This is a genomic window from Stenotrophomonas sp. SBJS02 (assembly GCF_020428325.2).
In the GTDB taxonomy this organism is placed as follows: domain Bacteria; phylum Pseudomonadota; class Gammaproteobacteria; order Xanthomonadales; family Xanthomonadaceae; genus Stenotrophomonas; species Stenotrophomonas africana.
Window position 1 is genome coordinate 2,799,229 of the sequence record NZ_CP109812.1, and the last position, 12,543, is coordinate 2,811,771.

A 12,543-nucleotide genomic window follows, 5' to 3' on the forward strand; every position below is an offset into this window, starting at 1 on the left:
CTACCGGTACGCCGGGCAACGCCCGGCGTACCGTAGTGGCGCAGCAGTGCAATCACGCGCCGCTGCTCGCCGCCAGCAGGCACAGGCTGCGCGGCGGCAGCGTCCAGGCGCCTTCCTCATCCGGCTCCACTGGCGCTTCGTCGGTCTGCAGCAGTACGCGCCGGAACGACAGGGCGTCGTCTGACACACAGAATCGCTGCGGCTGCTCCCCGGCGTTGAGCAGCAGTGCAAGGCTGACATGCCGCCCAGGCTCGCGCAGGCCGCTGTCGGGACTTCGACCGTCCAGCACAATCAGCAGTGCCCGCAGCGCAGGATCATGCCAGTCCGCCTCCTCCATCGTGCGGCCATCGGGATGCCGCCAGTCGATATCGCGCAGGCCCAGTGCTTCATCGTATTCACCGCGGAGGAACCGGTTCCTGCGCAACAGGCCATAACGCCGGCGCAGTGACAGCGCGCGGCGCACGAAGGCGACCTGGGCCTGCGCGGCGGGCCCAGCAGCACGCTCCCAATCGATCCAGCTCAGCGGGTTGTCCTGGCAGTAGGCGTTGTTGTTGCCCTGCTGCGAATGGCCGAACTCGTCGCCGGCCAGCAACATCGGCGTCCCCTGCGCCAGCAGCAGCGTGGCCAGCAGATTGCGCATCTGCCGCGCGCGAACGGAGAGCATTGCCGGATCATCGGTGTCGCCCTCCACACCCTGGTTGCTGGAGAGGTTGTGCGAGTGGCCATCACGGTTGTCTTCGCCGTTGGCCTCGTTGTGGCGATCGTTGTAGCTGACCAGATCGTGCAGCGTGAACCCATCGTGCGCCGTCACCAGGTTGATGCTGGCCGAGGGTCGCCTGCCATGGTGTTCGAACAGGTCGGCCGAGCCGGTGAAACGCGTGGCGAATTCCGGCAGCTGGCCGCCATCGCCGCGCCACAGCGCGCGCACCGTATCACGGAAGCGGTCATTCCATTCCGCCCAGCCCGGCGGGAACTGCCCGAGTTGATAGCCGCCCGGACCGATGTCCCATGGCTCGGCAATCAGCTTCACCTGGCTCAGGATAGGATCCTGGCGTACCGCATCAAGGAAGCTGCCCGAGGCGTCGAAGCCATGCCGCTCGCGGCCGAGGATGGTGGCCAGGTCGAAACGGAACCCATCCACCCGCATCTCGGTCACCCAGTAGCGCAGCGAGTCCATCACCATGCGCAGCGCGCCGGCATTGGTCAGATCGAACGTGTTGCCGGTACCGGTATCGTTGATGTAATAGCGGCGATCATCGGCCAATCGGTAGTAGCTGGCATTGTCGATGCCCTTGAACGACAGCGTGGGCCCCAGTTCGTTGCCCTCGGCGGTGTGGTTGTAGACCACGTCCAGGATGACCTCGATCCCAGCATTGTGCAGCCGCGCGACCATCTGCTTGAACTCGGCCACCGTATCCAGCGACAGATAGCGTGGTTGCGGCGCGAAAAAGCCAATGGTGTTGTACCCCCAGTAGTTGCGCAGGCCACGCTCGAGCAGCTGCTGGTCATCCACATAGGCATGTACCGGCAGCAGCTCGATGGCGGTCACGCCCAGGCCGCTGAGATGGTCGACCAGCGCATCATGGCGCAGCGCGGAGAATGTGCCACGCTCGGCCTGCGGAACACCGGGGTGTTGCATGGTCAACCCGCGCACGTGCGCCTCGTAGATCACGGTGCGGTCCCAAGGCGTGGCAGGCGCACGCTCGGCGCCCCAGCTGAAGGCGGGATCGATCACGGCGCAACGGGGCATGTAGCTGGCGCTGTCGCGACGGTCGAAGCTGAGGTCGCCATCGCGATGACCGAGGGTGTAGCCGAACAGGTGTGGCGCCCATTTCAGCTCGCCAACGATCTGCTTGGCGTAGGGATCCAACAACAACTTGTTGGGATTGAAGCGATGGCCCTCCTCCGGCGCATACGGGCCATGCACCCGGTAGCCGTAGCGCTGCCCGGGCCGCACGTCGGGCAGGTAGCCGTGCCAGATTTCGTTGGTGTACTCAGGCAGGGCGATCCGCTCGACTTCCCGGTTGCGCGCGTCGAACAGGCAGAGCTCCACCCGGGTGGCATGGCGCGAGTACAGCGCAAAGTTCACGCCCAGCCCGTCCCAGGTTGCACCCAGCGGGAAAGGCCGCCCTTCGCGCACGCGCGAGGTCTGTGCCCATTTACGGCTGGCCATCGCTTCCCTCCTCGCCGCGCGCCGCAGCAATCTCGGCTTCCACCAGCCGCTCGGCCATGTGCCAGTGCCGCTGCTGCTGGTCATCCGGGCGCCCTTCTGCTTCCCAGATCTGGTGGGCCAGTGCCTCAATCCGCTGCCGTCGTTCCCTGCTGTCCATCCCTACCTGTCTCCTCGTTGATCCATATCGCCAGCGGGCTGTCAGCCAGAAGCCTGCCCACATCCGCGGTCGCGTTGAAATGCTCGATGCGCCCGTCCAGCAGGTTGCGCATGGGGCCTGCTGGCAGCCCGCGCAGCGTCACGCCGGTACCGACGTCGTGCGCCGTGTGCAGGCCGGGACCGCGCATGGCGGTGGGCGAACCACGCCGCATGATCACCAGCAGCACCTGCGCCTCATGCCTGCGCGTGAACGCCAGCCAGGGCGAGCGCGCAGGCAGGGACAGTGACTGCAGTTGGCCGCGCAGGAACAGCTGCGGGTGCCTGCGGCGGCACTCCAGCAAGCGCCTGAGCAGAAATGCCTTGATGCCACCGTCCCGCCAGTCCTCCAGCAGGGCGGGCCACCCGCGCGTATCACGCAGCCACGCCTGCCGCACTGGATAGTCCACGGCACGCCGGTTGTCCGGGTCCACCAGGCTCAGGTCCCAGCCTTCTCCGCCCTGGTAGAGGTCGGGCACGCCGGGCAGGCAGTGCTGCAAGCACAGCTGTGCCAGGCCGTTGCAGGCGCCGGCCGGCGCAATGCGCGCCACGAACGTCGCCAGCGCCTGCCGCACCGGCTGCAATGGTGCTGCATCCAGAAGCGCGTGCAGCCACTGCGCGGCGGCCTCCTCCACCGCCACGTTCGGATCGGACCAGCTGCTGACCCGTTTGCCCTCACGCAACGCCTTGATCAGCCACTGCTCCATCCTCGATGCGAAGTCAGCGCCCGGGGCGCCGTGCATCGGCCACGCCGCAACGAGCGCCTGCCACAGCGCATATGCCTCCGCGCCCGGCAACGGCATCGGCATCCCGGCCTTGGCCGTCATCCGGCCCCAGCGCTGTACCGCGGCACGCCAGTCCGTCGTGCAGGTGCTGAGCACCGCCAGCCGCGCGCGGCTGTCGGCCCCGCGCTTGTGATCGTGGGTCGCCAGCGCAAGCAATGCCCGCGGATGGCGCTGCAGGCGTCCCACTGCGTGTTCCAGCAGCTCTCGTCCCTCCATGCCCAACCGCTGCGGATCACTTCCGACTTCGTTGCGCGACAGCAGCCTGAAATAGCGATAGAACCCGGTATCTTCCACCGACTTGGCATTCAACGGCGCGGCCAGTTGACCGAAGCGCACGCGCAGCGCGCTATCGGCCAGCGCGTCGCCCGGAAGTGCCCGCAGCAGCAGATCCAGCGCCACACGTGCCGCACCGTCCAGTGCCTCGCGTGCCGACGCGGCGGCGTCCACCAGCGCCTTTCGTTCACCCGCACCCTGCAGCGAATAGGGGCGGTAGGTACGGTAGTGCCGCAGCAGCGCAGCCAATGCACGGGCCAGCGCAGCGGCTCCGATATCGGCTTCGGCCAGCCGGGGCTGCAGCACCTGCTGCGCGCTGCGCAGCAGTCGCTGGAAGTCGGCGTGAAGCGACGTGCGCAGCAGCATGCCGCGGGCATCCTGCTGCAGGTCGTCAAAGCTGCGCGCGTCGCCACTCGCCGCTTGCCAGGCGCGGGAGAGCACGGGGGCAGCTGCCGGATCATGCAGCCACGCGCCGACCTGGTCCATGAAGTCATAGCCGGTCGTGCCGTCGCAGGCCCAGCCATCGGGCAGCTGTTCGTCCTCCGCCAGTATCTTCTCCACATGCACGCTCACTGCCTGTGCGTCACGACCGCCGGCCGCGCAGGCCGCGTCGAGCGACGCCCGCAGGCGTTGCAGATAGGCACCGGGTGACGACAGGCCATCCACGTGGTCAATGCGCAGGCCGTCCACCCAGCCCTCGCGTACCAGCCGCAGGGGCAGTGCATGCACCGCCTCGAACACATCGTCGCGCTCCACCCGCAACGCGGCCAGCTCGTTGATGTCGAAGAAGCGCCGGTAGTTCACCCGGTCACCCGCCGTGCGCCACCAGGCCAGCCGGTAATGCTGCCGCTGCAGCAGCGCGTGCAACCGCTCCACGCTGCGGTTGCAGCGCTCGGCCCAGGCTGGCCACTGCGCGGGTGCCAGCGGATGGCTGCGCGGCGACAAGGGCAATGCCAGCCCACGGTGGCGCAGCACGGGCCGCGCGTTGTCCACCACCACGTGCACCACCCCATCGCGCACGGCGTCGTGCAATGGCCGGTCCAATACGGGCAGCCAGAGCCGACCCTCGCAGTCCGGCGCCTCCCATTCGATGTCGAACCACCCTGCGTGGGGGCTTCGACGCCCGTGCAGCAGCACATCGCTCCACCACGGCGTATGCGGGGACGCCGCCAGGTGGTTGGGCACGATGTCCAGGATCAGGCCCATGCCATGCGAGCGCGCCCTTGTCGCCAGCTGCAGGAAGCCCGCTTCGCCGCCCAGGTCCGGATTGATGCTGGCCGGATCAATGCCATCGTAGCCATGCGTGGACCCCGGCATCGCAGCAGCGATCGGTGACAGGTAGAGGTGACTGACGCCCAGCGCGGCGTAGTACGGAAGCTGCGCCGAGGCAGCCTCGAAGTTGAAGCCTGCCTGCAACTGCAGGCGGGCAGTGGCACGCAACCCGGTCATCGCCTCACCTTCCGCCGCGTGGCGCTGAATCGGGCAATACGCGCGTCGGCCGCGTCCTTGTCCCACGCCAGCGGCAACCGACGGCGCCAGTTGGGGTGGCCGTTGACGGTACCGGGCAGGTTCACCTGCGCGCGGCTGCCCAGCGCATCTTCCAGCGGCAGCAACGCCAACCGTGAAGGTGCGTGCGCCACCAGTGACAGCGCACGTGCTTCCAGCGTCGCGCCCTCGCCCCGGGCGACTGCGGACAGCGCCTGCACTTCACTGGCACGCGCGTGCAGCGCCGCGGGGAACTCCGTCAGCTCACCCAGGCGTGCACGCCAGCGCAGGTCGCGCCCGCGCAGCCAGCCGGCCAGCGGTGGCAGATCATGGGTGGAGGGCATGGCCACCGCATCGCGGCGCCAACGTGGCGCCGGCAGGAAGCGCTCGCCGTTGCGGGCGAACGGGAGCACCTCAAGCCCCAGCACGCCACGGGCGGCCAGTCGCTGGCGGATACCCGGAGGAACCACGCCAAGGTCCTCACCGATCAGCACACAGCGATGGCGCCACGATTCCAGAACCAGCAGGTTGATCAGATCATCGAACGGGTAGCGCAGGTATACGCCCTGCCCGGCGCCTGCGCCGCGGGGAAGTACCCACAGCCGCTGCAGGCCGAGGACGTGATCGATGCGCAGCCCGCCACGGCCAGCCATCACGGCGCGCAGCACGCGGATGAACGGTTCAAACCCCTCGCGCTGCAGCGCAGAAGGTGACCAGCTGGTGATACCCCAGGCCTGGCCCAGCGGATTGAATGCATCCGGCGGCGCGCCCAGTTCAAGGTCCTGCAGCAGATGGTCGCCGCCGGTCCGGGCTTCGACGCCCTGCGGCGCGCAACCCACCGCCAGATCCGCGATCAGTCCGATCGACGCGCCATCGTTGCGTAGCGCATCCTGCACCTGTGCCCAGCCCTGCTGTGCCAGCCACTGCGCAAACGCATGGTCGTCCGCGCCGCCGGTGAACCGGTCGGCGGCATGCTGGCAATAGTTCCGCAGCGGATCGCCCTGCGCGGCACGCCAGCTTTCGATCTGCGCGTACTGCGCTGGCACCTGCAGCCGAAGCCATTGGTGTACCTGCCGCAGCCAGCGCCACTTCACTGCCGCCGAGTTCGGCCAGTCGATGCGGCGTGCTGCGGTACCCGCTTCGACGGCCGTCGCCAGTGCTTCGTCCTCGCGCAACACGCTGCTGGCAGCCTCCGGCAATACCTGCGGCAGCGACACCTGCAGCGGATCGAGCCAGCGCCGGTCGCTGGGCGAGTAAGGACTGTAGCCCGGGCCCGGTGGCAGGCCGGCGTGCAGCGGACTCAATGCCAGTGCATCGCCCCCGTGACGGTGCAGCAGCTCGCTCCATCGCGCACAGCCGGCGCTGTCACCGATGCCGGCATCACCGGGCGCGCGCAGGCTGTAGACCTGCGCCGACAGGCCCCAGCCGCGCAGCATGCCCTGCGGCCACCAGGCACGCTGCGGTGCTACCGCAACCGCCTGTTGCTGACCGCCCTGGCGCCACTGCCAATAGCCTGGTTGATCCGGCACGCGCCAGCGCCCTTGCGCATCCGCACGTGCAGGCAACTCTGTGCCCTGCTCATCCACCCAGCACGCCGCTCCCGTTGCCGCAGGCAGGGCCAGGAGCTGACCACAGCAGGCGGTGAGCAACGGGTGGTCCACCGGCGCACCGTCGCACGCGAACTCCGCCAGCACGGCGCGCAGGACGTCCGGCGCAACCTCGCGCTCGGCACCAGCCACGTCGGTCCAGCGAACCAGAAGGCCCGCACGGCGTGCCGCGTCCCGCACCGTCGCATCCGTATTCATGCGGCGACCCAGCAGGCAAGCACACCGCCGCCTGCCGGCAGCACCCCGGCCGCGTCCGGCCCCACAACGCACTCGCCGGCCGGCATCGCGTGCGCCACTGGCGATGGCCCCACATTGATCGCAATCCACCACTGGCCTGACGGCAGCTGCCAGCCCGCCTGCACCGCGCCCTCGCCCAGCACGCGTGCACCCAGCGACCGCGCCTGCAGCAGGCCACGCTGCAGATAGCGCCTGCGCAGGCCGAGGAACTCACCCGTGCAGCGCAGCCAGTGCTGCGACCAGGGATCATCGCCGGGTGGCAGCGTGTACGAGGCCTGCAGGGTCGCCGGGTCGTTCGGGTCGGGAATGCGCTCGCGCGAGGCGACATCGGCAAAGGCGCTGAAACCCGCGAATTCGTGGCGACGCCCTTCGCGCACCGCCTCGTCCAGCGGCGGCGCGTAGTCGGTGAAGAACAGGAATGGCGATTGCGCCTGCCAGGGTTCACCCATGAACAGCAGCGGGATCATCGGCGTCAGCAGGGTCAGGGCCAGTGCCGCGCGCAGCGGCGCGGGATCGACCAGCATCGACAGGCGCTCGCCGAAGGCACGGTTGCCCACCTGGTCATGGTTCTGCGCGAACACCACGAAACGCGCGGGCGACAGGTCGGCGCTCGGTTCGCCGCGGGGATGGCCATGCAGATCCGGTTCGCCCTGCCAGGCGAATCCTTCGGCCAGGCAGCGCGCCAGCAGTGCTTCGGCGCGCCCGGCATAGGCCGCGTAATAGCCTTCCTGCTCGCCGGTCAGCATCACATGCAGCGCGTTGTGGAAGTCGTCGTTCCACTGCCCCTGATAGGCGCCGCGCAGCCACCGCACCTGGTTGCGTTCGTTCTCCAACACCAGGTGCGCCTGCGGCACCGTCGCGCGTACCTCATCGGCCAGCTGCTGCAGGAACCGGTCGTCGTCAATGGCATGCACCGCATCCAGGCGCAGGCCATCGAAGCCGTAATCGCGCAACCACATCAACGCATTGTCGACGAAGAACCGCCGCACCCATGGCTGGCGGAAGTCGATGGCCTCGCCCCAAGGGGTGGTGCGGTCGTCACGGAAGAACCCCCGTGCGTAGTCGCGCAGACGGTTCCCCTGCGGCCCGAAGTGGTTGTAGACCACATCCAGCAGCACGGAAAGCCCGGCCGAATGCGCGGCGTCGACAAAGGCCTTCAAGGCTGCCGGCCCGCCGTAGGCATGCGCCGGCGCGTAGGGAAACACGCCGTCGTAGCCCCAGTTGCGCTGGCCGGGGAACTGCGCGACCGGCATCAGTTCAATGGCGGTGATACCCAGGGCCGCCAGCATCGGCAGCTGCGCGGTCAACGCCGCGAAGCCGCCGCCCGCTTCGATATGCACTTCACAGATCACCAGGTCCTGCCAGGCATGCCCCTGCCACGTGGGCCGTGCTCCATCTATGCCCAGCACCACCGCGCTGTCGCCATCGATGCCGTCCGGCTGCCAGCGCGAGGCCGGGTCGGGTACGTCCTGGCCGGACGGCAGGCGGAAACGGTACCGGTCGCCATGCGACGCTGGCGTTCGCAGCCAGTGGCAGCCATCCCGGTCGCGCTGCATCGGCCGCTGGGCGCCCTGCAGGCACAGCGCCACCGCGTCCACGTCCGGCGCCCACACGCGGAACTCCACCTCTTCGCCGGCCACCGGCCATGCGCCCAGGCGAGGGGCCACTGTGGTCATGCATCAACCTGCAGGTACAGCGTAGACAGCGGCGGCAGGGTCAGCCGCAGCGACTGGGCGTGACCATGCATCGCACTCGGCTCGGTAAGCACCGCGCCGAGGTTTCCCACATTGTCGCCACCGTAATACCCGCTGTCGGTGTTCAGACGTTCAGTCCAACGCCCCGGTTGCGGCACGCCTACCCGGTACCCGTCGCGCTGCACCGGGGTGAAGTTGCTCACCACCAGCAGGGTGCGGCCGCTGCCGGCAGGATCCCGGCGGACGAAGGCATAGACGCTGTTGCGGCTGTCGTCCGCCACGCTCCAGTCGAAACCGCGTTCGTCGCGTTCGTCGCGATGCAACGCAGGTTCGGCGCGCAGCACGGCATTGAGGTCGCCCACCAGGCGGGACAGACCCCGGCCCTCACCGCTGGCCGCCTGTGCCCAGTCCAGTGCCGCATCGTGCGACCACTCATGGCCCTGGCCGAACTCGCCGCCCATGAACAGCAGTTTGCTGCCCGGGTGCGCCCACATGAAACCGTAGTACGCGCGCAGCTGGGCCAGCCGCTGCGCCGGCTCGCCGGCCATCTTGGCCAGCAGCGCCCCCTTGCCGTGCACCACCTCGTCGTGGGACAGCGGCAGCACGAACCGTTCGGAGAAGGCGTAGACCAGGCCGAAGCTGATCTCGCTGTGGTGATGCGGGCGATGGACCGGGTCGCGCCCCAGGTACTGCAGGGTGTCGTGCATCCAGCCCATGTTCCATTTGTGGGTGAAGCCAAGCCCACCCTCCTCCACCGGCGCGGTCACCCCCGGCCATGCGGTGGATTCCTCGGCGATCACCAGCACGTCCGGAAAGCGCTCGCGCAGCGCCTGGTTCATCCGCCGCAGGAACGCGACCGCCTGCAGGTTCTCGCGTCCGCCCTGCTCGTTGGGTATCCACTCCCCCTCGGCACGGCTGTAATCCCGGTACAGCATCGAGGCCACTGCATCCACGCGCAGACCGTCGATGTGGAAGCGCTCCACCCACTCCAATGCGCTGCCGATCAGGTAGGCGGCCACTTCGTTGCGGCCATAGTTGTAGATCAACGTGTCCCAGTCGGCGTGCACCCCTTCGCGCGGATCGGCATGCTCGTACAGCGCGGTGCCATCGAACCCGGCCAGGCCATGCGCATCGTTGGGGAAGTGCGCGCTCACCCAGTCCACGATCACTCCCACGCCGGCCTGGTGACAGCGGTCCACGAAGCGTGCGAAGGCCTGCGGGGTGCCATGGCGTGCCGTCGGCGCGTAGATCCCCAGCGGCTGATAGCCCCAGGAACCGCCGAAGGGATGTTCGCTCACCGGCAACAGCTCGATATGGGTGAAGCCAAGCCCGGCCACGTACGGAATCAACCGCTCGGCCAGGGCATCCCAGTCCAGCGGCGCACCCTCGTCGCTGCGCTGCCAGGAGCCCGCATGCACTTCGTAGATCGACAGCGGTGCGCGGGTTCCGGCCTGGCGGCGGGCCGCCAGCCATGCGTCATCGTGCCACTGCATCGGCACAGCCGAAGGCACCCGCGATGCTGTCGCCGGTGGCAGCTCGGCCCAGCGCGCCATCGGATCGAACTTATCGGGCATCACCCGGCCGTCGGCACCGACGATGCGGAATTTGTAACGGGCACCGGCCTGCACGCCCGGCAGGAACAGCTCCCACACGCCGGCGGTGTGACGCAGCCGCATCGGATGGCGTCGGCCGTCCCACCCGTTGAAATCGCCAACCACGGCGACCCGCCGGGCATTGGGCGCCCACACCGCGAAGCGCACGCCCGCAATGCCCTGCACCTGCGTCGGCACCGCACCCAGCTGCCGCGCCGCTTCAGCATCACCGGCATGAAAGCGCTGCAGAAGCGCCTCGTCCAGCAGCGGGCCGAAGGAATACGCATCGTGCACCTGCTCCACACCCTGCTCGAAATGCAGCGAGCAGCGGCACAGGCGCTTCGCCAGCCGGCCCCTCGAACAGCCCGGGCAAAGGGCCCGGCTGCAGACCCCAGCGCCGCTCCGGGCCCGCAATCACCTCCACGCGATGCGCATGGGGAACCAGTACGCGCAGCTGTCGCTGGCCATCCGGTTGTTGATGCGGCCCGAGCCAGGCAAATGCATCGGCAGGTCGTGCATGGACAAGGTCTTCCAATGCCGGCGCCGCGCGCTCGTCCAGTCCGGCGCCCACCATGGCTTGGTCGTCAAGGCTGGCCGGATGCAGGCTGTCGTGGCTCATGCGGCCACCTGGCAAGTCTGCTGGTACAGCGCCAGATACGCACGCCCCGCCGCATCCCAGCCACCTGGCCGGAGCATGGCGGCGCGGCGCATGGCCTGCAGCAGGCCCGGCAGGCGGAAGGTGCGCATCGCCCGTTCCACGCAACGGCGCAGGCCATCAGCATTGGCGCCGTGGAACAGGAATCCGGTCACGCCATCCTCGACGGTATCCACCAAGCCGCCGGTCGCGTGCGCGATGGGCAGGCAGCCGAAGCGCTGCGCGTACATCTGGCTCAGCCCGCAGGGTTCGAAACGCGAAGGCATCAGCAGGAAGTCGGCGCCGGCAAACATCTGGCGGGCCAGCGCCTCTTCGAAGCCGATGAATGCGCCCACCCGTCCAGGGTAGCGCCGGGCGAGCGCCTGCACCTGTGCTTCCACCTGCGGCTCGCCGCCTCCGATGATGACCAGCTGGCCGCCGGCCGCCACGATCTGTGGCGCCACGTCGCAGGTGATGTCCAGGCCCTTCTGGTGCACCAGGCGGGAGACCACCGCGAACAGCGGGCCAGCGGAGGGCGCCAGGCCGAATGCACTGCGCACCGCGTGCGCATTGGTGGCACGACCGGTCCACTCACCAATGCCGAAGTGGGCCTTGAGGTGGATGTCACGACGCGGGTCCCAGCTGGCGTCGATGCCGTTGACGATGCCGCTGAGGTGGCCACCAGCCGCTCGGCGCGCCAACAGGTCGTGCAACCCGCAACCATCGTCCGGGGCAGTGATCTGCTGCGCGTAGCGCAGGCTGACCGTGTTCAGGCGCGTGGCATTGGTGATCCCGCCCTGCAGGAACGACATCTGCCCGTGGAAGTGAAGCTCATCCAGGTGTTCGGCCGGTACGCCCAGCGCAGGGGCAAGCGCGTACGGAAACAGCCCCTGGTAAGCCAGGTTGTGGATGGTCAGCAGGGTCGGCACGGCTGTCCGGTCCCAGCGCACGTATGCCGCAGCCAGCGCCACGGGCCAGTCGTTCAGGTGCAGCAGCTGCGGCGACCAGTCCAGCCCGGCACGCCCGGCCGCGATCTCCGCGGCCGCGTGTGAGAGCGTGGCGAAGCGAACCGCGTTGTCCTTCCACTCCTGGCCCTGCCCGTCGACGTAGGGCGATCCTTCACGCTCGTACAGCTCAGGCGAGAGCAGCACATAGATCGGAAGACCGTCTGCCTGCACCGCCATGCCGATCGTGCACGCTGGCAAGCCGGCCCGCGAGCTGACCTGCCCCACCCGCTGCAGCTGTGGCAGGCGCTGCAGTACCTCCGGGTAGCCGGGCAGCAGCACGCGCGAATCACAGGCGCCGCGTACCGCACGCGGCAGGGCTGCGGCCACGTCGCCCAGGCCTCCGGCCTTGATGAAGTCGGCCATCTCGGTGGCGACGAACAACACGCGCTGTACCAGTGCCGGCAGCTGCAATGGTTGCGAGTGGCCACGGCGGGTGCCGATCGGCACCAGCGAACCGGAAGAGGTCGCAACAGATGAAGCGGACTGGACAGCGCTGGCCATGGGAGGGTCTCTCGGGTATTTCAGGCAGACGGACGCCAGCGGCGCCCTGATGGGCGCTGATGGTGGGGAGGAAGTCGACGCAGGACGTGGGGGACGTCAGCGAGAGGCTCAGGACGACAATAGCCCTGCATGCGATCAATCAACCGTGAAGCCATGGCGATTTCTTTGTGACAACACGTCATGAGCTCAGTACACATGACGTCTACCCGCCTCCCGCCCGTGCCTCTCATGTAGAGCCGAGCCCACGCTCGGCTGCTGGCAATCCCGTTTGCCGCGTGAGCCGAGCATGGGCTCGGCGCTACGGAGATTCTCCCTGCGACACCCGGTCGCAGGCCTTCGCGCCACGCGCTTGACCAATGTCAA

Annotated in this window: 6 protein-coding genes and 1 pseudogene; all 7 read right to left on the reverse strand. The window is 68.6% G+C overall.

What is annotated here, in order from left to right; all coding sequences use genetic code 11:
* Positions 1-52: 52 nt before the first annotated feature.
* The 7 genes and pseudogenes from glgX to glgA all read right to left on the reverse strand — a co-directional run bounded on the left by glgX (position 53) and on the right by glgA (position 12,180).
* Positions 53-2,173 carry a glycogen debranching protein GlgX gene (glgX, locus tag FQS62_RS13020; protein WP_099589229.1) on the reverse strand — a complete coding sequence of 707 codons (2,121 nt, stop codon included), beginning with the start codon at positions 2,171-2,173 and terminating at the stop codon, positions 53-55.
* A complete protein-coding gene (locus tag FQS62_RS13025; RefSeq protein ID WP_080354897.1) occupies positions 2,160-2,330 on the reverse strand; it encodes a DUF2934 domain-containing protein in 171 nt (56 codons plus the stop codon). The genes glgX and FQS62_RS13025 overlap by 14 nt, the downstream gene beginning before the upstream one ends.
* Entirely contained in the window at positions 2,299-4,872 is a 2,574-nt protein-coding gene (treY, locus tag FQS62_RS13030; protein ID WP_154349209.1) for a malto-oligosyltrehalose synthase, read from the reverse strand. The genes FQS62_RS13025 and treY overlap by 32 nt, the downstream gene beginning before the upstream one ends.
* Positions 4,869-6,713, reverse strand: coding sequence for a 4-alpha-glucanotransferase (locus FQS62_RS13035; protein WP_208044194.1), 1,845 nt, complete (start codon positions 6,711-6,713; stop codon positions 4,869-4,871). Before FQS62_RS13035 ends, treY begins: the two co-directional genes overlap by 4 nt.
* On the reverse strand, positions 6,710-8,428 hold the full coding sequence (gene treZ, locus FQS62_RS13040; RefSeq protein WP_208044193.1) for a malto-oligosyltrehalose trehalohydrolase: 1,719 nt from the start codon (positions 8,426-8,428) through the stop codon (positions 6,710-6,712). The genes FQS62_RS13035 and treZ overlap by 4 nt, the downstream gene beginning before the upstream one ends.
* A pseudogene (locus tag FQS62_RS13045) lies at positions 8,425-10,657 on the reverse strand (1,4-alpha-glucan branching enzyme). Before FQS62_RS13045 ends, treZ begins: the two are co-directional and overlap by 4 nt.
* The gene (glgA, locus tag FQS62_RS13050; protein ID WP_099589224.1) at positions 10,654-12,180 is read right to left on the reverse strand and encodes a glycogen synthase GlgA; all 1,527 of its coding nucleotides are present in this window, start codon (positions 12,178-12,180) and stop codon (positions 10,654-10,656) included. Before glgA ends, FQS62_RS13045 begins: the two are co-directional and overlap by 4 nt.
* Between the last annotated feature and the right edge of the window lie 363 nt (positions 12,181-12,543).

What these genes read in the sequence shown, in the direction of transcription:
- treZ (WP_208044193.1), bottom strand. Translation starts at nt 8,428, where the DNA reads ATGACCACAGTGGCCCCTCGCCTGGGCGCATGGCCGGTGGCCGGCGAA.
- treY (WP_154349209.1), bottom strand. Translation starts at nt 4,872, where the DNA reads ATGACCGGGTTGCGTGCCACTGCCCGCCTGCAGTTGCAGGCAGGCTTC.
- FQS62_RS13035 (WP_208044194.1), bottom strand. Translation starts at nt 6,713, where the DNA reads ATGAATACGGATGCGACGGTGCGGGACGCGGCACGCCGTGCGGGCCTT.
- glgA (WP_099589224.1), bottom strand. Translation starts at nt 12,180, where the DNA reads ATGGCCAGCGCTGTCCAGTCCGCTTCATCTGTTGCGACCTCTTCCGGT.
- glgX (WP_099589229.1), bottom strand. Translation starts at nt 2,173, where the DNA reads ATGGCCAGCCGTAAATGGGCACAGACCTCGCGCGTGCGCGAAGGGCGG.
- FQS62_RS13025 (WP_080354897.1), bottom strand. Translation starts at nt 2,330, where the DNA reads ATGGACAGCAGGGAACGACGGCAGCGGATTGAGGCACTGGCCCACCAG.